The following is a 25,549-nucleotide window of genomic DNA, read 5'->3' on the forward strand; positions in this document are numbered from 1 at the left end:
TGGGCCATGACTTTTGATTTCTTACTTATAGAAAACATATACCGACTTTGGTTAGGAGAACCTCATGCGCTTCCAACTCAACGATGTTGTGCAGGAATTCATCGTGTCCAATGGAAAAATAGCTCATAGCTATTTCTCTCTTTCTGAAAAGATCATTGATTCACTTTGCGAATCCAATGTAGCAAAAGAATCAATATTGATGCGTGTGCTCGAGCAGGCCGAATCCGTCACTGCGCATTACTTCAATGCTCATCAACAAGTCCTCGAGGGCGTTTATGCCCATGGGATTGAAGCCCCCGTCAGTAAAAACCTTCCAGTGCTGGAGCCCGTGCACTCGAACTCGAACTCGAACTCGAACTCGGTAATACTGGCATCGGCACCTGTTGCCGAGCAAATGTCTGCACTGAGTTACGGCCAATGGTTGCGCACCGAAATAAGCTCGGTCACAGGGTTCAAAAAGGAACAAATCGACTTCGATCAAAGTTTCGAGAGTCTGGGTATCGACTCTCTCGGACTGGTCGATATTTTCGAATCCCTGGGCCAGCACTTTCCGGAAAAGAAAGAACTTACTTCGCAGCTCTTTAATGCCCCCACGCCTACCGCTTTGCTGGCGCGACTTGAAGCCGATCCGCTGGCGCCTGCCGTGGATGTCGAAGCATGGGTACTAGAACAACTGGCGAATATCACCGGTTTTACCGTTGACCAGATCGATCTAAAACAAAGCTATGAAAGCCTGGGCCTGGACTCCTTGGTACAACTGGATTTCCTGGAGTCGGTCGTCGCGTTGTGGCCGCAACTCAAGGCCAACAGCACTGAGCTGGCCAACGCCAAGTTGCCAGAGGAAACCATCGCCCTGATTAAAGCCGTCCTGGCCGGCCCCGAGTTGATATCAGCAACATCTTTCCAAGTGCAATCACCCGCCACAACGGACTCCCAAGGGCAGATAAGCCATCTGCTTTTCAACAACCTGTCACCCCTGATCCCGGACGCCCCACAGTCGATCGACATTGAGACACCCTTTGCACAGTTGGGGCTCAACGGGTTTGCCCGAGAAGCACTCTGCCAGTCTATGGCGCAACAGTGTTCCGCCAGCGAGTTTGCCGGTGAGGCGCTGATGTCGCGTCGTACGCCGCAGGACGCCTTGTCGCTTCTGACAAGACTGAGCTGAGCACTGAGCCGCTGAAAAAAATGGCATGGAATCCGGGTGATCGAACAGATCACCCAGCATTTGGCAACCAGGAGACAGGGTATGAGTGGCGCGGTAACAACAGAGGGCGATTTTTGCTTCAGCGCAATGGCTGGCGAGTTTCCTGGGGCACCGTCAACGGATGCGCTTTGGCACTTGCTTTCGCAAGGACAGATAGCGCCCATCCATTCGATGCTGACACGTTGGGAACTGAATAAGGCGTCGATCTATTCAGCAAAGGCAGGAGAAAAGGATCGAACTTACCTGGACAGTGCTTTTTGCCTGACCGATGACACATCAACCCCTTCGCGGCATGAGGGACGGCAGGTCGCCATCGGTAAGAAAGTACTCCAGACACTCCTCGCCCAGCTTTCCGGACAAGGCTCGGCACTGATCAAGGAACGCACCGCCTTGGTGGTCGCGACATCCTGGAGTGACGAGAGTTATTTCGCCACAGGAATGTCCGCAAAAGCCGATGCCACAACGGGCTCTTCATCCCAAGGCTATACGCCGGGAGAACAAGTGGCTGAGCTGGCAGCGGCGTTTGCCTTCGGTGGTCCGGCATTATCGGTAGACACCGCCTGCAGTTCGTTCCCCTATGCAATCGATATGGCTCAGGCCCTGGTCAAGAGCGGACAAGCGGATAACGCGATTGTCATGGCACTGAACACCGTGTTGCCACCGGCGCTGTTCCTGGGGTTCTCGCAGTTGACCGCCTTTTCCTCCCGGGCCCAAATGCAGGCGTTCGGCCAAGACGCGGACGGCATTGTGCCGGGCGAATGTGCAGTCGCCTTTCTGGTCGAGCCCCTATCCCAGGCCCTGATTGCGCAGCGCCGTCCCCTGGGCGTTTTGCGGGCATTGGGACTTTCCGCCGACGGCGCCGAAGGCTCAGTGTTTGCCCCTGGCAAACAGGCCCAGTTCACGGCTTACCAGCGTGCCTATGTCGGTCTTGATCCCAACGATGTGGATTACATCGAGACCCATGGCACCGGTACACCGCTGGGTGATGCGACAGAACTGGGCTCGTTGAACAGCTTCTTTGCCCCCCACCGCACAGACGGCAAAAAAATTACCATCGGTTCGATCAAGTCCGTCATTGGCCACCCACTGGCCGCCGCCGGAGGCGCTTCGCTCGCCAAGGCGTTGATGATCTTGCGTCATAAAGGTATTCCGCCTCAGCCCGCCTACCGTCCCAGCGCAAAAGTCGACGAGACCTGCCTGCAGCTGGCCACAGAGCAGGTACAGCCCCTTGCTGATCGTCAGTCGGCAATCCGGATCGGCATCTCAAGCTTTGGTTTTGGCGGCGCCAATGCGCATCTGGTGGTGGATGAGTACATTCCCGACAACCGCCCTGTCGTCCCCGTGGCCGTCCCTTTAGCCGCCCCCGGCGTGCTGATGCTGGACCTGGCCATTGTCGAGGCGGAAGCGGCGATCGGCAGTCACTGCTCATTGCAGTCATTCAAGCAACAACTTCATCAGCCTGCAGCACCCTCAGTCATTTTCCCTTATGGGCGTTTCGTTGATTACACCGCTGCTCCAACTCAGCCTTTACTGGGAAAATTCCTGGCGCAGGATCGCGTCATCGATATCGACGGTTTCGGCATGGGCCCCAAGCCGCTGGCCCATGTCGATCCGTTCAAGCTGTTGATCACCGATCGCGTCAACCATTTACTGCGACGCCTCCCGGCGGGTGTGGCCGGCTCATCCGGCACTGCGATGGTGATGTGCTGCAACATGGGTGGCGAACGCTTCAGCAATGCGTATAGCAGCGCTCACAACTTCTACGGCCAGGCTCAAGGCATGCCACCGGGCGTGGAAGTAACGGACGTGGCAACCATGTTGCCGAACATGTTGTCCGGCTACCCGGCGCAGATTTTTGACTTCAAGGGTTTCCATCAAACACTGGTCGGCACCCCAGGCCTGTTCTGGCAGACCTTGCTGGCTTCACAGCAATGGTTCAAGGAAGGCATAACCACGCTCTTGCTCGGCGCAGGGCGCTTTATCAGTGCTGAAATCGAGATCGAACGCGCCCGACACTCGGCGACCGTGCAAGGCGAAGGACTGGGGCTGATTGCGCTGCGCCCTTATCAACCGGATTCCAGCGACAAACCTTTGCTGGTGATCCGCGCAGCGGTCCTCGCCCACGCCGCGAACTCGCTTGAAGAGGCTTGCCAACTGCTGGGTAAAGAGCGCCGTCATTACCAGAACATTGAAGTCTGCGAGCTGCGGCCTGATGCGGCTCATGCAAGCGGATCACTCCAGGAGATGACCGGCTTCCTGGCTGAAGCCAGTGGTATCGAAACCCTGCTGGCGGTGATGCTTGGTGCATCGGCTCACACGGTGATCGAGGTGCGCGAAGCCGGCAAGGCAGTGATGTGGTTATTTACTGAAAAGCTTCAGGAATGGAGCCCGGCGGCCGAACCCGCCCCTGCCATCAAGCATCCCTTCACGTTGCGTTTTGCTCACTCGGCACCCCACGAATTGCAGCAGGTCATTGCGCCTGCCCGCCCCGTCAACCTTGTCCGCGAGCCACAACACGACGGCGTCGACGTGCTGCAACTCAGCGACACGCTGACCAACACCCTGCTCTCCGGGCTGCGTGTCAGGGTTCGCGCGATGGAGGGCCTTTTCGCCCTGCACCGTGGCGCTGAAGTCCAGCGCCCGGCGCACTGGCAACGTTGCCCGGAAAACATCGTGATCGCCAACGTCCAGCGCAGCCCCCAGGCACTGCAAGCCCAGCTCGTGGTGAATGAAGCGCACCCTTATTTCTTCGATCACCCTCTTGATCACATCCCCGGCATTTTATTGCTTGAGGGCGTGTTGCAACTGATTGAACTCGCCATGCCGCCACTGAGCGGGCGGGTCGCCTATGTCAAAACCCTGACTATCAAGTTCCAGCAATACGTACAAAAGCAGGGTGTGATTGATCTGCATCTGGAACAAGGCAAAGACCCCCAGGTATTCAATGCGAAGGTCATGCAGGCCGGAAAACTGATGTGCACCTGCATCCTTGGGATGGCCTACAGCTCGGCGTTCGAGACATCGCCCGCCGGCGAGTTCACGGCCACTCGCTGCCGTGACAAGGCCTTGTTGCACAAGGCCAGAGAAGAAAACGTCATCGTCAGTGACATGAGCGGCATCGCTCAGGGCTTGAGCGTGGACACGCTCAAGCTGCCGCAGGAGCACTTCTTCCAAGAGGGCGACCCCGAGCACTATTCGATGGTGTATTTCCTCGAAGTTGCCCGCCAGTGCTACATGCAGATTGCCCATAGCTATCTGCGGATTCCACTCAATACCCCGATGAACCTGCTGGCCTTGAGTTTCACCCTGGATCGGCCAATCCCCAGGAACAGTCCGCTGTCATTGGCACCGCAAGCCGGTTTTGACGCACAGCATCAGCCGTTCAAAACCAACCGCATCTATATCGACCTGTTCAATCGGGGAGAAAAAATCGGTCAAGCCAGTATTACCGCTCAAGTGCTGAGTCGATCCGCACCCGCTGCCTGAGGCACTGAATTGATCTCCCCTCTCCAGCATGACCACGCCCCCAACAACCCAGGTGTCGCCGTGAACGATGTCAAAGTGCAAGTCATAGTCAAATCGCCGCCTTCTGAAATATGGAAGATCTGGAGCAATTTTTCCGAAGCGCCGTTATGGGATACCGACGTCAGCCATTGTGAACTCAATGGCCCGTTTCAACCTGGAGCCCAAGGCAAATGCATCCTTAAAAATGGCCTGAACATGCCGCTGAAACTCGAAGAGGTGAGGATGCATGAAAGCTATCGGAACACGGCAAGACTGCTTTGGATCGACCTTGAATTCGATCACCAGATGCGCAGGCTTTCCCCGAATGAAACCCATGTCATCCATACCGCCAGGATCGCTGGCCCCTTGAGTTTTTTATACCGCGGGCTGCTACGCAAAATGCTGACCGCGGCAATGACCACTGCACTGGACAACCTGTGCACGTTGGCTGAACAACGAGCGAATGCCATCAGTCCCCCAAGGCTCGAAAAACCTGGAACGCATTTGCACCGCGTATGAAATATCCCGGGAGGCCGAGTGTTGAACGCTCGCTCCCGAACACCTTTCGCTTACTTATCGATAAAACGGCACACTTCGGACCGAGCATGAACCTACTAAAAAAACCTCAGTATCTCGTGATGGGCGTCATTGGCATGGGCTTTATCGCCCCTGAGTCCAGTTCCGCCGGCACGCTCGGCCCCTACGTCAGTGTCATGGGCGGCCTGAACTGGGTTGCTGCGCAGGACCTTAACCAGAACAACCTCGACTTCGTCGAGATGGAGTTCAACCAACCGTTAGACTCCGGCTACGCCACCGGACTGGCATTGGGCTGGCGATTTCCCATCGGGCTCAGACCTGAAGTGGAACTCAGCTACCGCAAGAACTCCCTGACCCAGTTCAATAACCGGGTCTACGAAGGCGGCGGGAGCATTGACGGCAAAGGTGAAGAGGAAGCCACCAGCCTGATGGCCAACCTCTGGTATGACGTCTTGAACCTGCCAGCCCCTTTCAGTCGGTTCACCCCCTACATTGGCGGCGGCCTGGGCTACACCACCCTGTCGGTCAGTGGTCTGGAAGCCGGCGGCGTGCAGTTCGGCGATACTCATCGCGACACCGTATCGGCCTACCAACTCGGAGCCGGGGTAAGTTTCGAGCTCACCGATCAATGGTCCATGTCCCTGGACTATCGATACCTCAAAACTCGCGAGGCGCACTTCGGTGACATTCAAGGCCTGCCCCAAGGCGATGTGCGCACTGAATACAGTGCCCAGTCATTAATGCTCGGCCTGAATTATTGGTTCTAAGCGGTTAAACCGATCGGCGCCTTGCACTGGCAAGGCGTCGCTACGACAAGCTGATTTCACTCTACGGTGGGTTGGACCTTGCTACACGGGGCTGGATGGGTTGAACGATCATGCAAGGCCATGGCCTATGTTTAATGTCGCCCTAATCATGCCGATCCAGCATCGGCAGATTTCCTGTGGAGTTCCCCCATGTCGCCCACTTTCTCCCGCTGGTTGCCCGGCCTGTTACTGACGGCCGCTCTGCCCGTTCTCGCTCACGCCCAAGACCAGAATCAGAGCGAAACGCCGGAATACGGCCCCGAACTTCAGGGCTTCGAGTACCCCTACACAGTCAAGCACTTCAACTTTGAGTCCCAGGGCAAATCCCTGCAGATGGGTTACATGGACGTTGCCGCCCAAGGCAAGGTCAATGGGCGCAGTGTGGTGCTGATGCATGGCAAGAACTTCTGCGGCGCGACCTGGGACAGCTCGATCAAAGCGCTGAGCGAGGCCGGTTACCGGGTCATCGCCCCCGACCAGATCGGCTTTTGCACTTCAAGCAAACCGGATCACTATCAATACAGTTTCCAGCAACTGGCATTCAATACCCAGCAACTGCTCAAAGCCCTGGGCATCCAGAAAGCCACCCTGCTCGGCCACTCTACCGGCGGCATGCTCGCCACGCGCTATGCACTGCAATACCCCGATCAAGTCGAACAACTGGCGCTGGTCAACCCCATCGGCCTGGAAGACTGGAAAGCCCTTGGCGTGCCCTATCTCACGGTTGACCAATGGTATGAGCGCGAGCTGAAAGTCACGGCGCAAGGTATCCACGACTACCAGCGCAGCACCTATTACGATGGCCGCTGGAAGCCGGAATTTGACCGTTGGGTGAACATGTACGCAGGCTTGGCCAAAGGGCCGGGTAAAACAGCGGTGGCTTGGAACTCGGCGCTGATTTACGACATGATCTTCACCCAACCGGTGTACTACGAGTTCAAGGACCTGAAAGTACCGACCCTGCTGCTGATCGGCACCTCCGACACCACGGCCATCAACAAGAACATCGCACCACCGGAGGTCAAGGCGAAAATCGGTCATTACGACGTACTCGGCAAGCAAGTCGCGAAACTGATTCCACAGTCGACGCTGATCGAATTTCCTGGCTTGGGGCACGCGCCGCAGATGGAGGAACCGGCGAAATTCCATCAGGCGTTGCTCGGCTGGCTGAACCAAACCCATACCGTTCCTTGATGAGGTAAAGGCTGATGCAGATTGCGGTGATCGATGACTGGCAGGACGTGGCTCGCGACGTGGTGGACTGGTCGGTGCTGGACAGCATCGGCCAGGTGAGTTTTATCCATGACTACCCTGCCGATAACGAAACCCTGGCCGAACGGCTCGGCGCATTCGAGGTGATCTGCGTAATGCGCGAGCGCACCCGGTTCGACGAAGACCTGCTGCGCCGCTTGCCCGTACTTAAACTGCTGGTCACCGGCGGCATGCGCAATGCTGCCCTGGACCTGAAAGCCGCCGCCGCGCTGGGCATTCAGGTCTGCGGCACCGACAGCTACAAACATGCCGCCCCCGAATTGACCTGGGCGCTGATCATGGCCGCGACCCGCAACCTGGTGGCCGAGGCCAATGCCTTGCGCGCTGGCCTTTGGCAACAAGGCCTGGGCGGTGACTTACAGGGCAAGACGCTGGCGATCCTCGGTCTGGGCAGCATCGGTCAACGGGTCGCCCGGTTCGGTCAGGTGTTCGGCATGCGGGTCATCGCCTGGAGCGAAAACCTGACCGCCGAACGGGCTGCCGAAGTCGACGTCACCTATGTCAGCAAGCAGGAACTGTTCGAGCAGGCCGATGTGTTGTCGGTCCATCTGGTGCTCAGCGAGCGCAGCCGAGGGCTGGTGGACGCGCAGGCACTGGACTGGATGAAGCCCACGGCATGGCTGATCAATACCGCCCGTGGTCCGATTGTCGATGAGTCGGCATTGATCAAGGCGCTTCAGAAACAACGCCTGGCAGGCGCTGCGCTGGATGTGTTCGAGCACGAACCGTTGCCCCGTCAGCATCCCTTCCGAACACTGGACAATGTGCTGGCCACGCCTCATGTCGGGTATGTCAGCCGGCAGAATTACCAACTGTTCTTTTCGCAAATGATCGAGGACATACAGGCCTGGGCGGCTGGGAAGCCGGTTCGGATTCTGACCTGAGACCGCGTTATCGTTCATCGCGGGCAAGCCTCGCTCCCACAGGATTTGTATAGGCCGTAATACCGTGACCGACACAAATCCTGTGGGAGCGGGCGTGCCCGCGAAGAGGCCCTAAAACTCACCACACCTCCCCAAATTCTGCGCACCACAATGGCGCACACAACCTCCCATCACGCCCGATTATCGTGACTTTCCGGTCCCGATTTGACCCACACCAGAAAATAAACCTGCCCTTCGTCGGTGCGTCTCCCCGCAAAGCCCTATGCCTGTACCCTCTTTTAACCGATTGTCGAACAATTTCACCCGTTGGCCGACCCCGCTCTAAGTTCTGGCCTAGACTGATTTTCGCGGAGTAAAACCGGCTGGTCATTCGGTGAAAATAATCGAAACTTTTGGTACTGGCCTCGTGTCAGGTGAAAGGTAGGGCCACAGCGACTGGTGCATTCCTTGCAACAGCCACTTCACCCATTCTGCTTCAGCGCATGGGCAGCACTTGCTCACCGATGCGTAGCGCGTTTGCGCCCGGCCACAGGATTTGGCCACGAACACCGTTTGTGCCAGGCCTAGAATTAGATCAACAACACGGGAGATTCATATGATCAGTGCGGCTTTAGATATCCAGGGAGAACGTGCTCATCAGCAGGTCGGGGAAACGAGCACCGTCGGTGTCCTCAGTGTCAAATCAGTCAATATGCCGATCCCCAAAAAGCTGACACCGGTAGCCAGTCAGAATCCCAATAAAAAGAAAGTCCTGTTCGTTACCTCGGAGATTGCCGACCTGGTGAAGACCGGAGGTCTTGGCGACGTTTCCGCCGCACTACCGCGGGCCATGGCGCATCTGCATGATGTGCGGGTGCTGATCCCCGGGTATCCGCAAGTGATGAACAGCGAGAACCCGATTCATATCATCGGTGAACTGGGCGGGCACGCAGCGTTGCCGCCCTGCAAGATCGGGCGCATGGACATGCCCGACGGCCTGGTCATTTACGTGTTGATCTGCCCTGAATTGTACGAGCGCGAGGGTTCGCCCTACGGCGCCAACAACGGCCGCGACTGGCCGGACAACCATATTCGTTTCGCCCGGCTGGGCCTCGCGGCGGCCGACATCGCCGCCAACCTCGCCCAAATTCACTGGTGCCCGGACCTGGTGCACGCCCACGACTGGCCCGCCGGCCTGGCCCCCGCCTATATGCACTGGCGCGGCCAACGTACCCCGACCCTGTTCACCATCCACAACTTGGCGTACCAAGGCGTTACCAGCCTCGGCTCGTGCCCGGAACTCGGTATTCCCATGCATGCCTTGCAACAGGAAGGCATGGAGTTTTACGGCAAGATGTCATTTCTCAAAGCCGGCATGGCCTACGCAAGCCACATCACCACGGTCAGCGCGACCTATGCCCAGGAAATCACCACCCCGGCCTTCGGCTGCGGCCTCGACGGTTTTCTCGCTGCCAAGACCCAGCAAGGCCTGCTCAGCGGGATTCCCAATGGCATCGATGAAAGCTGGGACGCGGCCACCGATCCGCACCTGTTTCACCCGTTCGGCATTGGCGACTGGGACGGTAAAGCCGTGAATGCCGCGCACGTCCGCAGGCTGTTCGACCTCGAAGATTCTGAAGGTCCGCTGTTCGCCGTGGTCTCGCGTCTGGTCTACCAGAAAGGCCTGGACCTGACCGAAGCGGTAGCTGAATTCATTGTCGCCAACGGCGGGCAGATCGCGATTATCGGCCGTGGCGAACCGGAAGAAGAACAAGCCATGCGTGAACTGGCGTTGCGCTTCCCCGGCCAAATCGGCGTGCACATCGGTTTCAATGAAACCGACGCCCGCAGGATGTTTGCCGGCAGTGATTTCCTGCTGATGCCTTCGCGTTACGAACCCTGCGGCTTGAGCCAGATGTACGCCCAGCGCTTCGGTTCATTGCCGGTGGCCCGCAATACCGGCGGCCTGGCGGACACCATTGAAAACGGCATGACCGGTTTCCTCTTCGATGAATCCACCGTAGAGAGTTATCGCGAAGCCCTGAGCCGCGCATTCAAAGTGTTCGCCTTCCCCGGCCTGCTCAATGCCATGCGTTGCCGGGCCATGACTGCGCCTTTCAACTGGTGCAAGGCAGTCGAACCCTACGCCGAACTCTACGAACAACTGGTGGCTAAAGCGCTGGGAAAATCGGGCAAACAGTAAGAGGCTTTCAACGATGCCGTTACGGACCCTTGAGACCTGGCCCCACGGCGCAATCATGCTGGACGCAGAACACACGCGTTTTGCCTTGTGGGCACCAGATGCGTTTTTCGTCAGTCTTGAACTGGAAGATGGACAATCCCTGCCGCTGTTGCCTCAGGCCGATGGCTGGTTTGTGATCAAGACCCGCTGTCCCGCGGGTACCCGCTACCGTTACAACATCGATGGCGAGCTGGAGGTGCCGGACCCGGCCTCCCGCGCCCAGGCGGGCGATATCGACAGCCACAGCGTGGTGGTCGATCCCCTCGCCTATCGGTGGCAACACAGCGCCTGGCAGGGGCGGCCGTGGAATGAGGCGGTGATCTACGAACTCCACGTCGGTGCACTCGGCGGCTTCAGCGAGGTCGAGCAGCACTTGGCGCACCTGGTCGAGCTGGGCGTTACCGCCATCGAACTGATGCCGCTGGCGCAGTTCCCCGGCGAACGTAACTGGGGCTATGACGGGGTTTTGCTTTACGCGCCCCAAGCCTCCTACGGCTCGCCCGAACAACTCAAACACCTGATCGACACGGCCCATGGCCATGGTTTGGCGGTGATTCTCGACGTGGTCTACAACCACTTCGGCCCGGACGGCAATTACCTGCATCGCTACGCCAAAGGCTTTTTCCGCGAAGACAAGCACACCCCGTGGGGCGCGGCGATCGACTTCCGGCGGCGCGAGGTGCGCGACTTCTTTATCGACAACGCGCTGATGTGGTTGCTGGAGTACCGCTTCGACGGCCTGCGCCTGGACGCGGTGCACGCCATCGAAGACCCGGACTTTCTTCAGGAGTTGGCGCAACGGGTGCGGCGGCAAACCGACCCGGCGCGGCACGTATGGCTCGTGGCGGAAAACGAGCACAACCAGGCCAGCCTGCTGGGGCAAGGTTTCGACGCGCAGTGGAATGACGACGGCCATAACGCCCTGCACGTTCTGCTCACGGGTGAAACCGACGCCTATTACGCCGACTATGCCGAACAGCCCACCGAACAGCTCGCCCGCTGCCTGAGCCAGGGCTTCGTGTTTCAGGGCCACATCACCCGCCACGGTACGCCGCGAGGTGAGCCGAGCGGTCACTTGCCGCCTACAGCCTTCGTGCTTTTTTTGCAGAACCATGACCAGATCGGCAATCGCGCCTTTGGCGAGCGCCTGCATCAACTGGCCCATCCTGATGCCCTTTACGCCGCCACCGCGCTGCTGCTGTTGTCGCCGATGATCCCGCTGATGTTCATGGGCGATGAGTTCGCCGCCGAGCAACCGTTCCTGTTCTTCACCAGCCACCACGGTGAATTGGCGGAACTGGTGCGCGAAGGACGACGCAATGAGTTCGCGGCGTTCAGCGCCTTTGCCGATCCGCACAAACGCGAGCAGATTCCCGACCCGAACGCGACGCAGACCTTCGAAGCTTCACGGCCGACACTGACCGCCAGCCGCCAATTGCCGATTTATGACCTGTATCGCCAACTGCTGCAGATCCGCCATCAACACATCATCCCGCACCTGCCCGGCGCCCAGGCGCTGGGCGCGCAGGTGCTGGCCGAGGGCGCGGTGACGGCGCGCTGGCGGCTGGGCGATGGCAGTCAGTTGCGCATTGACCTGAACCTCAGCGATGCGCCCGTGGTCCACACCCCACAGACCGGCGCGACATTGCTGTTCGAACACCCGCCACAATCGGCCGGTCTGTTGAATCAGGGCACACTTGCCCCGTATTGCGCGCTAGTCAGCCTCACGGCCGCAGCCCCTTTGCTACACCCGGATGGAGAGCGCCCATGAGCAATGCGCAACTGGAAATACTGGCCAACCGAGCAGGCCTGGCCGTCGACTGGATCGACGCCAATGGCCGTCCACAGAAAGTGACCCCGGCGGTGTTGCGCTCGGTGCTCAGTGGGCTTGGCCATCCCGCCAATACCGCCCAGGAGATCGACGCCAGCCTGCTGCAATTGCAGGAGGTGCAACAAACCCGGCACCTGCCACCGCTGCTGACCTGCGATGTGGGCGTCGGCCTTGATCTGGCCCACTACTTCGAACCGCAAACTCCGTGTGAAATCCATCTCGAAGACGGCTCACGGATTAACTTGAAGCTCGATGACAACGCTGTGTTGCCCGGCCTGGTGCCGGTGGGTTATCAGCATGTCAGCATCGACGATCAATCCTTCACCCTGGCGGTGGCACCCCAGCGCTGCTACAGCGTCGGCGACGCCGTTGACAGTGAAAACCCGCGCGCCTGGGGCCTGAGCGTGCAGTTGTACTCACTGCGCCGTCCCGGCGATGGTGGTTTCGGCGATACCCAAGCCTTGGAAGATCTGGCCCGAGTGGCCGGCGAACGGGGCGCCGAGGCGTTGGCGATCAGCCCGCTGCATGCGATGTTCAGCGGCGACACCCAGCGTTACAGCCCTTACTCGCCGTCCAGCCGTTTGTTCCTCAACAGCCTATACTCGGCGCCCGGAGCGATTCTCGGTGAACGTGCCCTGCGCACCGCGATCGACGCCACCGGTCTTGCCGCGGAGCTCAAGCACCTCGAAGCATTGCCGCTGATCGACTGGCCCACCGCCGCCGAAGCCAAGCACCGCTTGCTCGAAGCCTTGTACGAAGGTTTCACCCACGGTGAACATCCCTTGCACCCGGACTTCAGCAGTTTCCGCCATGCCGGTGGCGAAGCGCTGGAAAATCATTGCCGCTTCGAAGCGATCCAGGAAGCCCGCGCGCGGCGCGGTGAAAGCCTCGACTGGCGCGAGTGGCCCGAACAATGGCGTGACCCGCGCAGCATCGCGCTGGCGCATTTTGCCGAAGAGAACTCGAGCCGCATCGGCTACTACGCATTCTGCCAATGGCTGATTGCGCGCAGCCTGGAGCGCGCCCAGACCGCCGCCCGCAGTGCCGGCATGGGCATTGGCCTGATCGCCGATCTGGCGGTGGGCGCCGACGGCGGCGGCAGCCAGGCCTGGAGTCGCCAGGACGAATTGCTCGCCTCACTGACCGTGGGTGCGCCACCGGACATCCTCAACCGTTCCGGCCAGGGCTGGGGCATTTCCGCGTTCTCCCCCGAAGGCCTGGTGCGCAACGGCTTTCGCGCGTTTATCGAAATGCTGCGGGCCAACTTCGCCCATGCCGGCGGCCTGCGTATCGACCACGTCATGGGCCTGCAACGCCTGTGGGTGATCCCTAACGATGCGCCGCCCAGCGACGGTGCCTACCTCTATTACCCGGTGGACGACCTGCTGCGCCTGCTAACCCTCGAATCCCATCGGCATCAGGCCATTGTCCTCGGCGAAGACCTCGGCACCGTGCCCGATGGTTTGCGCGAGAAACTTATCGCGCGCTCGATTCTCGGCATGCGCGTGCTGCTGTTTGAACAGGACAATACGCACTTCAAGTCGATTCTCGACTGGCCGGACAACGCCCTGGCAACCACCAGCACCCATGACCTGCCGACGCTCAATGGCTGGTGGCATGGCCGCGATATCGACTGGAGCGCGCGCTTGAATCTGGTCGACGCCCCGGGTGAAATCGAATGGCGCCAACACCGTGAGCGCGAGCGCGAAGGTTTGCGCCGGGTATTGAGCGAGGACCCGCAAAATTTCCGCGAAGAGTCCCACGAAACCGATCAGGTGCTCGACGCCGCGATCCGCTTCCTCGGCCATACCCGCGCGCCGCTGGTATTGCTGCCAATGGAAGATGCCTTGGGTATCGAACAGCAGGCCAACCTGCCCGGCACCACCGATACCCATCCCAACTGGTCCCGCAGGCTACCCTGCGACAGCGAAGCACTGCTCGATGATCCAGACGCCGCCCGACGCCTGGAACTGCTCGCCTGTGCGCGACTTCAGGCGGCCGAGCGTGACCAATGAATCAATCGCTCATCCAGCCGCTGCGGGCGACCCTGCGGCTGCAATTTCATAAAGGTTTCACCCTGGATCAGGCGGTGCCGCTGGTGCCGTACTTCGCCAGCCTGGGCATCAGCCACGTCTATGCCTCGCCGCTGCTCGCCGCCCGCGCGGGGTCCATGCATGGCTACGACGTGGTGGACCCGACCACCGTCAACCCTGAACTGGGCGGCGAAGCTGCCTTGCGCCGTTTGGTCGCTGCATTGCGCGAACAGAACATGGGGCTGATCCTCGACATCGTCTCCAACCACATGGCTGTCGGCGGTGGCGATAACCCCTGGTGGCTCGACTTGCTGGAATGGGGGCGTCTGAGCCCTTACGGCGAGTTCTTCGACATTCAATGGCACTCGCCCGACCCGTTGATGGAAGGCCAATTGCTGCTGCCTTTTTTGGGCAGCGATTACGGCATCGCCTTGCAGGACGGCACCCTGCCCTTGCGTTTCGATGCCCGGCGCGGCGCTTTCTATGTCGAGCACTACGAACATAACTTCCCGATTTGCCCCACGAACTACGGCGAACTGCTCAAGGCCGATGATCAATTGAATGCCGAGCAGGTCGAGCAGCTGAAATCCCTGGCAGACCGCTTCAATACCTTGAGTTACCAGACTGACGCGCACAGCCGGGCGATTCCGCTGAAAACCGAGCTGCATGAACTCGCCAGCGATCCGGCTATTCTTCACGCGATCCAGCACACGCTAGGCACCTACGACTCGCTCACCCCCGAGGGTTTCCAGCGCCTGCATAACTTGCTGGAGCGCCAGAGTTATCGCCTGGCCAGTTGGCGCACCGCGGCGGACGACATCAACTGGCGGCGCTTTTTCGATATCAATGAACTGGGTGGCCTACGGGTCGAACGCCCGGCGGTGTTCGAGGCGACCCACGCAAAAATCTTCGAGCTGGTGGCCGAAGGTCTGGTCGACGGGCTGCGCATCGATCATATCGACGGCCTCGCCGACCCGCGCGGCTACTGCCGCAAATTGCGCCGCCGAGTCGATAGCCTGGCACCGGAGCGGCACCTGCCGATCTACGTCGAGAAGATCCTCGGCGAAGGCGAAACCCTGCACCGCGACTGGTCCGTCGATGGCAGCACCGGTTACGAATTCATGAACCAGTTGTCGTTGCTGCAACACGACCCCGAAGGCGCCCAGACCTTGGGTGAACTCTGGAGCCGGCACAGTGAGCGGCCCGCCGATTTTCGTCAGGAAGCACAACTGGCGCGCCAGCAGATTCTCAACGGCTCCCTCGCCGGGGATTTCGAAAGCGTCGCCCACGCCTTGTTGCAAGTGGCCCGGGACGACTTGATGACCCGGGACCTGACCCTCGGCGCGATCCGTCGGGCCTTGCAGGAACTGATCGTGCACTTCCCGGTGTATCGCACTTACATCAGCCCGCTGGGCCGCGCAGCCCAGGACGAAGTGTTTTTCCAGCAGGCCATGGACGGTGCCCGGCAAACCCTCGGCGAGGCCGACTGGCCAGTGCTCGATTGCCTGGCCGGCTGGCTCGGTGGTCAACCCTGGCGCAGATACCCGGTGGGCCGTCCACGCAAACTGCTCAAGCATGCCTGCGTGCGCTTCCAGCAACTGACTTCACCGGCGGCGGCCAAAGCGGTGGAAGACACCGCGCTTTATCGCTCGGCGGTGCTGCTGTCGCGCAACGATGTCGGCTACAACACCGAGCAATTCAGCGCCCCGGTGGCGGACTTCCATGCGGCCTGCGTCAATCGCCTCGCCGAGTTCCCCGACAACCTGCTGGCCACCGCGACCCACGACCACAAACGCGGCGAAGACACCCGCGCGCGGTTGGCGGTGTTGAGCGAGCGCAGCGCCTGGTACGCCGAACAGGTCGAACACTGGCGAACCCTGGCCGATGAATTGCGCATTGAACCCGGTGCGCCTTCGGCGGGTGACGAGCTGATTCTTTATCAAGCGATCCTAGGCAGTTGGCCGCTGGAGCTGCGCAGTGATGATCAGGCAGCGCTCGAGGACTACGCCAAACGCCTCTGGCAGTGGCAACAGAAAGCCCTGCGCGAAGCCAAGTTGCAAAGCAGCTGGAGCGCGCCAAACGAGGGGTACGAAAAAGCGACCCATCATTTTCTCGAACGCCTGTTGCTCAGCCCCGAAGGCCAGCCACTACGCGCGGCCATCGGTGCAGCGGCGCAGAGCATTGCCGCGCCGGGCGCGCTCAACGGCTTGGCGCAAACCTTGCTGCGAATGACTGTGCCGGGGGTACCGGACCTGTATCAGGGCAACGAGTTCTGGGACTTCACACTGGTCGATCCGGACAACCGCCGACCGGTGGATTACGTCCGTCGTCAGCAGGCCCTGCAGGCTCGCTCGGACCTCCCCGATCTGTTGGCGAACTGGCGTGACGGGCGCATCAAGCAAACCCTGATCGCTCTAACATTGAACTGGCGCACCGAGCATGCCGAGCTGTTTCAAAAAGGCACTTATCAGGCCCTTGAAGTCCTCGGCAGCCAGGCCCACCGGGTCCTGGCATTTGTTCGCGAATGGCAGGAAAAGCGGGCTATCGTGATAGTACCGATACGGTGTGCCGAACTGCTGGAAAACAGTGCCCCCCCCCAGGTTGAAGCGCCGTTGTGGGGCGATACACGGGTCAAATTGCCGTTTGCCGACTCTGAAGAAAATCTGAAGGGACTTTTTGCAAGCGTCATAGTCACAAAACACAGGGAACTGATGGTCAGCGCCGCGCTGGGGAATTTCCCGGTCAATCTCTTTATCCAAACTACCCAAGCTTGAGTTCAGTTCAGGAGCATTGCGATGAGTACCGACGATAAACGTATCCGCGAATTTGCCTATCAAATCTGGGAATCCGAAGGAAAACCCGCAGGCCAGGAAAAACGCCATTGGGAGATGGCCTGCAAACTGGCCGAAGCTGAAGCCCAAGCCAAAGCGTTAGCGCCCGGCAAGTCATCGAAAACGACTGGCAGCAAAAGCCTCGGCGCCAAGTCCGCGGTCGGCAAGCCCGACGGCAAGCTCAATGCCAAAGGCGTCGAACCCAAAACCAAGGCCAAAGCCAAACCCTCTGCTTCGACAGTGACCCCGCTTGGCGAAAAAAACGTCGAGAAAAAGCCACGCGCTGCGCGCAAACCGCCAACGACCTGACGCGTTTATCGCCTTGCCTCGCTTGATTTGTGGCGTGTCTCTCGCCACCGAGGGCGCGCTCGCCCTCGAAAAAAACCAGAGCCACGGTTCATCGCAGTCGAGTACCGTCACCCCATGCAGGAGCAACTATGAGCAGTCCAAAGAAAACCGCGCCCGAACCTCGTGCCGAGGCCTCGCGAATCCGTGAAGGCTTGCCCTTCCCGCTAGGCGCGACCTGGGATGGCCTGGGGGTTAATTTCGCGCTGTTTTCGGCTAACGCGACCAAGGTCGAACTGTGCATCTTCGACGATTCCGGCGAGGTGGAACTGGAGCGTATCGAGTTACCGGAATACACCGACGAGATCTACCACGGCTACTTGCCCGACGCCCACCCTGGATTGATCTACGGCTATCGCGTGTACGGTCCTTACGACCCGGCCAACGGCCATCGTTTCAACCCCAACAAGCTGCTGATCGATCCTTACGCCAAACAATTGGTCGGCCGATTGAAATGGTCCGAAGCGTTGTTCGGCTACACCATCGGCCACCCTGACGCCGACCTCAGTTTCGATGAACGGGACAGCGCGCCCTTCGTGCCCAAATGCAAAGTGATCGACCCGGCTCACACCTGGGGTCATGACCATCGGGTCAGCGTGCCGTGGGACAAGACGATCATTTATGAAACACACGTACGCGGTTTCAGCATGCGTCACCCCTCCGTCCCCGAGAACTTGCGCGGCACCTTCGCCGGGTTGATGGTCGATGACGTGCTCGAACACATCCGCAAACTCGGCGTGTCGACCGTGGAATTGCTGCCGATTCATGCCTTCGTCAATGACCAGCATCTGCTGCACAAAGGCATGACCAATTACTGGGGTTACAACAGCATCGCGTTCTTTGCCCCGGACCCGCGCTACCTGGCCAGCGGCAAGATCGCCGAGTTCAAGGAAATGGTCGCGCACCTGCACGACGCCAATCTGGAAGTGATCCTCGACGTGGTCTACAACCACACCGCCGAGGGCAACGAACAAGGCCCGACCCTGTCGATGCGCGGCATCGACAACGCCTCTTACTACCGCTTGATGCCCGACGACAAGCGCTACTACATCAACGACTCCGGGACCGGCAACACCCTGGACCTGAGTCACCCGTGCGTGCTGCAAATGGTCACCGACTCCCTGCGTTACTGGGCCACGGAAATGCACGTGGACGGCTTCCGCTTTGACCTGGCGACCATTCTCGGGCGCTATCACGATGGCTTCGACGAACGTCATAGCTTCCTCGTCGCCTGCCGTCAGGACCCGGTGCTGCGCCAGGTGAAGATGATTGCAGAAGCCTGGGATTGCGGCCCCGGTGGTTATCAGGTCGGTAACTTTCCGCCGGGCTGGGTCGAGTGGAATGACAAATTCCGCGACACCGTGCGCGCATTCTGGAAAGGCGACGACGGCCAACTGGCGGACTTCGCCAGTCGCATGACCGCCTCCGGCGAGATGTTCAATCAACGTGGCCGGCGGCCGTATGCCTCGGTGAACTTCGTCACCGCCCACGACGGCTTCACCCTCAACGATCTGGTGTCGTACAACGACAAACACAACGAAGCCAACGACGAGGACAATCAGGACGGCAGCAACAACAACCTGTCCTGGAACCATGGCGTCGAAGGTCCGACCGACGATCCCGAGATCAATGAACTGCGCCAGCGCCAGATGCGCAACTTCTTCGCCACGTTGCTGCTGTCCCAGGGCACGCCGATGCTGGTGGCCGGCGATGAGTTCGCCCGCACCCAGGAAGGCAATAACAACGCCTATTGCCAAGACAGCGAGATCGGTTGGGTCAACTGGGACCTGAGCGAAGACGGCAAGGCCCTGCTCAAGTTCGTCAAACGCCTGATCAAATTGCGCCTGGCCTATCCGATCCTGCGCCGCGGGCGTTTCCTGGTGGGTAATTACAACGAAGACATCGGCGTCAAGGACGTGACCTGGCTGGCCCCGGACGGCAGCGAAATGTCCATCGAACAATGGGAGGAAAGCCACGGTCGTTGCCTGGGCATGCTGCTCGATGGCCGCGCCCAGGAAACCGGCATTCGCCGCAAGGGCGCCGATGCGACCCTGCTGCTGGTGGTCAACGCCCACCATGACATCGTCAACTTCCTGCTGCCGGAAGTGCCTGACGGTGGTTTCTGGACCTGCATGATCGATACCAATCAACCCTCGATTCGTGGCCAGGAGCGTTTCGAGTTCGGTCACGAATATTCAGTCACTGGCCGTTCGCTGTTGCTGTTCGAATTGCAGCGCGAAGAAGCCGAGTAAAGCCCCTGTAGGAGCGAGCGGTGCGGCGATCCGACTTGCCCGCGAAGGCGGTGTATCAACCAACAATGATGTCGACTGGCACACTGCCTTCGCGAGCAAGCTTCGCTCCTACAGCCGGGACGGTTTTACTGACTATTTGCGACACCTGACACAGCTTGGATCAAAAAATCCGTATCAGACCAAAGGCTGAGGCGACGAATAGCGATCCATGAGCAATACTCTGCCCGCAGCAATCCAGGGTTCGGAGCGCTGCAATTGCTATTTACCCCGCCTTCACGGGTCTGCCAGGCTTGTTCCCCTGCAAGTAACGCGCATGACTGAGGGCAAGACAGAACAAGGAAGTAGCGCCTATGAAAACGGTTTCCATCAGTGAAAACAGTTCGCCCGCGCAGATCTGGAACAGCGCCCCGCAACTGGACAACATCCCTGTCATCAACACCGAAACGCTGGTCCCGGCCGGCGCTCGCGCAGTCGTCATCGCACCGCATCCCGGCGATGAAGTGGTGACCTGCGGCGGCCTGCTGCAGTTGCTGTGCTCCCTCGGTCATCCTCTGCAATTGATCTCGATCACCGACGGTAGCGCCAGTCATCCGGGGTCGCGACAATGGTCGGAGAAACGCCTGAGCGTCATTCGCCCCCAGGAAAGCGTCGAAGCGTTGCGCCGGCTCGGGTTGCCGATGCACAGCCTGAAGTGGATTCGCGGCGGCTTCACCGACAGCGGACTGGGCGAGCGGGAATCTGAGCTGACCCAATTCATCGTCCGCTACCTGCGACCTGGCGATGTGGTGTTCAGCACCTGGCGCGAAGACGGTAACGTCGACCACGACGCCGTTGGCCGGGCCTGCGCCAGGGCAGCGGCTTTGGTCGGCGCGACGCTTAACGAAATACCAATCCGGGCCTGGCATTGGCCGACACGCGATCACGCGCTGATCCCCTGGCATCGCGCCCGCAAAGTACGCCTGGACACCTGGACCGTCGCTCGCAAAAGCCACGCTACTCACGCCTACGCCAGCCAACTTGACGGCGAGCCGGCGATCGGCATCGCCCCACTGCTACCCCCGGTGATTCTGGAGCGCATGCGATTGCCGTATGAAATTGTGTTTGTCTGAATCATTCGAGGAATGTTTATGTAGCCCGCTCCCACATCGGATTGGCATCGCTCAAACTGAACTGCTCGCCCATGCATTAGTCGCATGCATACATCAGGCTTGATTCAGAGGAGTGAACGTGACCAGCGATGCCGAACGAAAGGCCGTCGAATCAATACCACCGAACACGCCCGCGGCGATTCATCGACTCAGAGTGCTGACGGTCAATACCCATAAAGGCTTCACCGCCCTCAACCGGCGCTTCATCCTTCCGGAATTGCGTGAAGCGGTACGCAGCACATCGGCCGACCTGGTGTGTCTACAGGAAGTGGTCGGTGAGCACGACCGGCATTCATCCCGTTACAACGATTGGCCACAGACCTCGCAGTACGAATTCCTGGCCGACAGCATGTGGAGCGATTTCGCTTATGGTCGCAACGCGGTCTACCCCGACGGCCACCACGGCAATGCTCTGCTATCGAAATACCCGATCCGCGAATTCCGCAACCTCGATGTCTCGATCACCGGCCCCGAGCGGCGCGGGTTGTTGCACTGCGTGCTGGATGTGCCGGGGCATGCCGAAGTGCATGCCATTTGCGTGCACCTGAGCCTGTTGGAAAGCCATCGCCAACTGCAGCTGCAGTTGCTCTGCCTGTTGCTCGAATCGCTGCCCGATGACGCCCCGGTGATTATTGCCGGCGACTTCAACGACTGGCAGTTGCAAGGTAATGCCGCCCTCTCCCGGCGCCATTACCTGCATGAAGCCTTCGAACGCCATCATGGCCGACCAGCGAAAACTTACCCGGCGCGTTTCCCCCTCCTGCGTCTGGACCGGATCTACCTGCGTAATGCCAGCAGTCATGAACCGCGAATACTGGGCCACAAACCCTGGACGCATCTGTCGGACCATTTGCCGCTGGCGGTGGAAGTGCGCCTGTAACACCGTCAAGCGACAGTCGCCGAGAACGGCTAACGCTGACAGAAAAAATGACAGCAATGGCGCACCGACGCCGTTTGTTTATCCTGCGCTGGATTCTCCATCAAACAACCGATAGCCCCCTACCCAACGCGTCTGGCCCGCGCCTTTCTGGATGATTTTTTGCACAAACAACAACTTATATACGCGCCAATAATCAGTCACTTACAACACCTAAAATAGCTGTACCGCTTATCGGCCACTTTCTTGACGCAGGGTCGGCAGTCTTCTTAGCTAGTGCTTACTACCCCCGGAAATCCATCAGGGGCAAGCCTCCAGACTCCTGTAAAAACGGGCGGGTCTGACCTTGCCTCAATCCATTCGGTCGCCCCTCATTCGGGGTAGGAGAGACGCCAAGGCGAGATACGCATGCGATTGCAAGGTAGACCCCCATGAGAACTTCATTCACCTCACACGAGATCAAAATCACTTTTTGCACGGTCGCGGGTTCATTCCTGCTGTGCTCATCCATGGAGGTGCAGGCCGCGTCTGCCGAGGACGAAACAACCTCTTTGTATAACCAGGAGTTACCTGGCCTCACCTTACCTGCCGGCGCCCCCCCCTATCCCGGCCGTTCACGCGTCAATCCAGACTTACAAAATTCACGCCTGACGGTCGAAGACGCCGCGCCTTCGGAATGGGACCACGTATATGGAAAGACCTCACGGCAAGCCCAAACCGCCCATCTGGCCCAGGGGGCTTCTATCCCGGGTAGTGAATCCAAAAGCCCGGCGCTGCTGACCGTACAAAGCAACAGCGGCCATACTCAGCGGGTCGGACTGATCGGCGGCACCACCCAACTCCAGGGCAATACCAGCGGTCTGCTGCCCAGTCGAGCTCTCGCCGATCCCGGCCATGACACGCTCAACCTTCAAGGCCAGAGTCTCGGCGCCTACTGGAGTCTGACCGGCCCACAAGGCTGGCACGTAGACTTGAGCGCCAGCGGTGGCCGGGTCAACGGTTACAGCCGCAATGACCAAGGCGCACGGCAAGCAGCCGAAGGCAGCGCGGTGACGTTGTCGGTAGAAGGGGGGTTCCCGATTGGTCTGGGCGATAACTGGGTGATCGAACCCCAGGCACAGTTGATCAATCAGCGTATTACGCTGGATAAACCCTATGCCGGCTCCGGTAACGCCTCATCCAGCGACATATCGTCGTGGAGTGGTCGTGTCGGCGCACGCTTGAAAGGCAGTTACGATATTAAGGGCCTGCCCGTCGAACCGTATGTGCGCACCAACGTGTGGCACACGGTATATACCGGCAACACCGTGAGCCTGGATCAGGTCGACAAAATCAGCAGCAGTCGCAAATCCTCGACGGTGGATGTGGGTCTGGGTTTGGTGGCCAGAGTAACGCCCTTGGTCAGTTTTTATATCAGCGCCGATTACAGCAGTGATGTGGATGACAATGATTTGAACGGGTTGATTGGCAGCCTCGGGGTGCGGATGCGGTGGTGAAGCCTGGCCGATGATCGTTCCCACGCAGAGTGTTGATCGTTCCCGCGCGGAGCGTGGGAACGATCAGGATCCTAACCCTCCGGACGCAAAATCAACACTGCCAACGGCGGCAGGTTCAACTCCACAGAGAGGGCCTGGCCATGGCTCGGTTCTTCGTCGGTGAACACCCCGCCGCCGTTACCGTAATTGGACCCGGCATAAGTGTCGGCATCGCTGTTGATCAACTCGACCCAACGCCCGGCGAACGGCACACCAATGCGATAAGACTGTCGCGGCACCGGGGTGAAGTTGGCCACCACCAGCACCGGCCGCCCGTCCTTGCTCCAGCGCAGCCAGGCGTAGACGCTGTTGACCGCATCGTCGCCGATCAACCACTGGAAGCCTTGCGGGGCATCGTCCTGATCATGCAGTGCCGGTTCATCGCGATACAACCGATTCAGGTCACCGACCAGTTTGCGCACCCCTTGGTGTTCCGGGTATTGCAGCAAATACCAGTCCAGTTGCTGATCGTGATTCCACTCACGCCACTGGCCGAATTCGCAGCCCATGAACAACAATTTCTTGCCGGGATGCGTCCACATGAAACTCAGATAAGCCCGCAGGTTGGCAAACTTCTGCCAGCGATCGCCGGGCATCTTGTCGATCAGCGAATGCTTGCCATGCACCACTTCGTCGTGAGAAATCGGCAGGATGAAGCGCTCGGACCAGGCATACATCAGGCCGAAACTCAGCTCGTTGTGATGATGGGCGCGGTACACCGGGTCCTGCTGGATGTAATGCAGCGAATCGTGCATCCAGCCCATGTTCCACTTATAGGCAAAACCCAGCCCACCCTGTTGCGTGCTCTGGCTCACACCTGGCCACGCTGTGGATTCTTCGGCAATCACCAGCGCGCCCGGCGTTTCCAGAGCCACCACGTCATTGAGATGGCGCAGAAAATCAATGGCCTCCAGATTTTCCCGACCGCCGTGACGGTTGGGCACCCACTCGCCGGCCTTGCGCGAATAATCGCGATACAGCATCGACGCCACCGCATCCACGCGCAGGCCATCGATGTGGAAATGCTTGAGCCAGTGCAACGCCGACGCCAGCATATAGCCGTGCACCTCGGTGCGGCCCAGGTTGTAGATCAGTGTGTCCCAGTCCTGGTGAAAACCTTCCTGCGGGTTGCCGTACTCATACAACGCGGTGCCGTCAAACTGTGCCAGGCCGTGGGTATCGGTGGGAAAATGCGCCGGCACCCAATCGAGGATCACGCCGATCTCGGCCTGGTGACAGGCATTGACGAACGCGGCGAAGTCATCCGGCGTGCCATAACGGGCGCTCGGGGCGAATTGCGACAGCAGTTGATAACCCCAAGAGCCACCGAACGGATGCTCCATGATCGGCATCAGCTCGATGTGGGTGAAACCCAGCTCCTTCACGTAAGGAATCAGCCGCTCGCCCAACTCGTGCCAAGTGTACTGACGGGCGACTTCGCCCAGGTCATCCAGCTCGCATTGCCAGGAACCGGCGTGCAATTCATAAATCGACAACGGTGCGCTGGTTCGCTGACGCTCGCTGCGGGACTGCATCCAGGCCTGGTCCTGCCAGTCGACTTTCAGCGGTGAGGCGACTTTCGATGCAGTGTCCGGTGGCAAAGCGGTGGCAAGGGCCATCGGGTCGGCCTTGAGCGGCAGAATGCCGTGGGCACCGAGGATTTCGTATTTGTAGGCCTCCCCCGCCTGCAGGCGCGGGATGAACAATTCCCAGACACCGGTAGGGTGGCGCAGACGCATCGGATGCCGACGCCCGTCCCAGACGTTGAAATCGCCGACCACCGAAACCCTTCTGGCATTCGGTGCCCACACGGCGAAGCGCACGCCCTCCACGCCATCGACCGTCTTCAGCTGCGCGCCGAGGCAGCTGCTCAGGTCGCGGTGATTGCCCTCGGCAAACAGGTACAAGTCCATCTCGCCGAGTAACGGGCCAAAGCTGTAAGGGTCCTCGGCGAGTTGCTCGCCGCCGGCCCAACGGGTTCGCAACAGATAGGGCCGAGCCCGCTCGAAGTGCCCGACGAACAGCCCCGGGGTTTGGGTGGTCTCAAGGCTGCCGAGTTCCTCCCCGGACTCCTTGTCCACCACCTGCACGCTCAAGGCGTCCGGTAGATAGGCCCGAATGAATTGCCCGCCGGCGCCATCGCCATGCGGGCCGAGAATTGCAAAGGGGTCTTGGTGCTCGGCGCGTACCAACGCATCGATATCCCGCGCCCTGGGTAGCAGCGCCTGCTCCACATGCCCCTGTTCCTTGTTCGAGATACTCATGA

The 25,549-nt window shown here is 59.7% G+C and carries 16 protein-coding genes; 15 read left to right on the top strand and 1 reads right to left on the bottom strand.

What is annotated here, in order from left to right:
* The first annotated feature begins 64 nt into the window (after positions 1 to 64).
* The 15 genes from MMG91_RS01125 (at position 65) to MMG91_RS01195 (ending at position 23,244) form a co-directional block, all read left to right on the top strand.
* A complete protein-coding gene (locus tag MMG91_RS01125) occupies positions 65 to 1,168 on the top strand; it encodes an acyl carrier protein (protein ID WP_310658452.1) in 1,104 nt (367 codons plus the stop codon).
* A gap of 81 nt (positions 1,169 to 1,249) precedes the next feature.
* A complete protein-coding gene (locus MMG91_RS01130; RefSeq protein WP_310658453.1) occupies positions 1,250 to 4,693 on the top strand; it encodes a beta-ketoacyl synthase N-terminal-like domain-containing protein in 3,444 nt (1,147 codons plus the stop codon).
* 60 nt (positions 4,694 to 4,753) lie between these two features.
* Positions 4,754 to 5,230 (top strand): SRPBCC family protein, encoded by a 477-nt coding sequence (locus tag MMG91_RS01135; RefSeq protein WP_305506622.1) that lies wholly within the window; start codon positions 4,754 to 4,756, stop codon positions 5,228 to 5,230.
* Positions 5,231 to 5,316: 86 nt separating this feature from the next.
* Complete coding sequence (locus tag MMG91_RS01140; RefSeq protein ID WP_310658454.1) at positions 5,317 to 6,015, top strand: outer membrane beta-barrel protein; 699 nt, start codon at positions 5,317 to 5,319, stop codon at positions 6,013 to 6,015.
* A 189-nt stretch (positions 6,016 to 6,204) separates the two neighbouring features.
* Positions 6,205 to 7,248, top strand: a complete 1,044-nt coding sequence (locus MMG91_RS01145) for an alpha/beta hydrolase (protein WP_310658455.1) — start codon at positions 6,205 to 6,207, stop codon at positions 7,246 to 7,248.
* 14 nt (positions 7,249 to 7,262) lie between these two features.
* Positions 7,263 to 8,210, top strand: a complete 948-nt coding sequence (locus tag MMG91_RS01150; RefSeq protein ID WP_310658456.1) for a D-2-hydroxyacid dehydrogenase family protein — start codon at positions 7,263 to 7,265, stop codon at positions 8,208 to 8,210.
* Between the two features lie 595 nt (positions 8,211 to 8,805).
* Positions 8,806 to 10,392, top strand: coding sequence for a glycogen synthase GlgA (gene glgA / locus MMG91_RS01155; RefSeq protein ID WP_310658457.1), 1,587 nt, complete (start codon positions 8,806 to 8,808; stop codon positions 10,390 to 10,392).
* Between the two features lie 13 nt (positions 10,393 to 10,405).
* Entirely contained in the window at positions 10,406 to 12,202 is a 1,797-nt protein-coding gene (gene treZ / locus MMG91_RS01160; protein WP_310658458.1) for a malto-oligosyltrehalose trehalohydrolase, read from the top strand.
* A complete protein-coding gene (malQ, locus tag MMG91_RS01165; RefSeq protein ID WP_310658459.1) occupies positions 12,199 to 14,277 on the top strand; it encodes a 4-alpha-glucanotransferase in 2,079 nt (692 codons plus the stop codon). The genes treZ and malQ overlap by 4 nt, the downstream gene beginning before the upstream one ends.
* Positions 14,274 to 17,069 carry a malto-oligosyltrehalose synthase gene (locus tag MMG91_RS01170; RefSeq protein ID WP_310658460.1) on the top strand — a complete coding sequence of 932 codons (2,796 nt, stop codon included), beginning with the start codon at positions 14,274 to 14,276 and terminating at the stop codon, positions 17,067 to 17,069. The genes malQ and MMG91_RS01170 overlap by 4 nt, the downstream gene beginning before the upstream one ends.
* A gap of 21 nt (positions 17,070 to 17,090) precedes the next feature.
* Positions 17,091 to 17,435, top strand: a complete 345-nt coding sequence (locus MMG91_RS01175; protein ID WP_305449567.1) for a DUF2934 domain-containing protein — start codon at positions 17,091 to 17,093, stop codon at positions 17,433 to 17,435.
* A 128-nt stretch (positions 17,436 to 17,563) separates the two neighbouring features.
* A complete protein-coding gene (gene glgX, locus MMG91_RS01180; protein WP_310658461.1) occupies positions 17,564 to 19,723 on the top strand; it encodes a glycogen debranching protein GlgX in 2,160 nt (719 codons plus the stop codon).
* A gap of 350 nt (positions 19,724 to 20,073) precedes the next feature.
* The gene (locus MMG91_RS01185) at positions 20,074 to 20,832 is read left to right on the top strand and encodes a PIG-L deacetylase family protein (protein WP_305449565.1); all 759 of its coding nucleotides are present in this window, start codon (positions 20,074 to 20,076) and stop codon (positions 20,830 to 20,832) included.
* A 118-nt stretch (positions 20,833 to 20,950) separates the two neighbouring features.
* Positions 20,951 to 21,751 carry an endonuclease/exonuclease/phosphatase family protein gene (locus tag MMG91_RS01190; RefSeq protein ID WP_310658462.1) on the top strand — a complete coding sequence of 267 codons (801 nt, stop codon included), beginning with the start codon at positions 20,951 to 20,953 and terminating at the stop codon, positions 21,749 to 21,751.
* Between the two features lie 428 nt (positions 21,752 to 22,179).
* Positions 22,180 to 23,244 (top strand): autotransporter outer membrane beta-barrel domain-containing protein, encoded by a 1,065-nt coding sequence (locus MMG91_RS01195; protein WP_310658463.1) that lies wholly within the window; start codon positions 22,180 to 22,182, stop codon positions 23,242 to 23,244.
* Between the two features lie 71 nt (positions 23,245 to 23,315).
* Here MMG91_RS01195 and glgB read toward each other — a convergent pair whose 3' ends face one another.
* A complete protein-coding gene (gene glgB, locus MMG91_RS01200; protein ID WP_310658464.1) occupies positions 23,316 to 25,547 on the bottom strand; it encodes a 1,4-alpha-glucan branching protein GlgB in 2,232 nt (743 codons plus the stop codon).
* Positions 25,548 to 25,549 lie beyond the last annotated feature (2 nt).

The organism is Pseudomonas sp. JL3, assembly GCF_031570575.1.
GTDB classification, from domain to species: domain Bacteria; phylum Pseudomonadota; class Gammaproteobacteria; order Pseudomonadales; family Pseudomonadaceae; genus Aquipseudomonas; species Aquipseudomonas cucumis.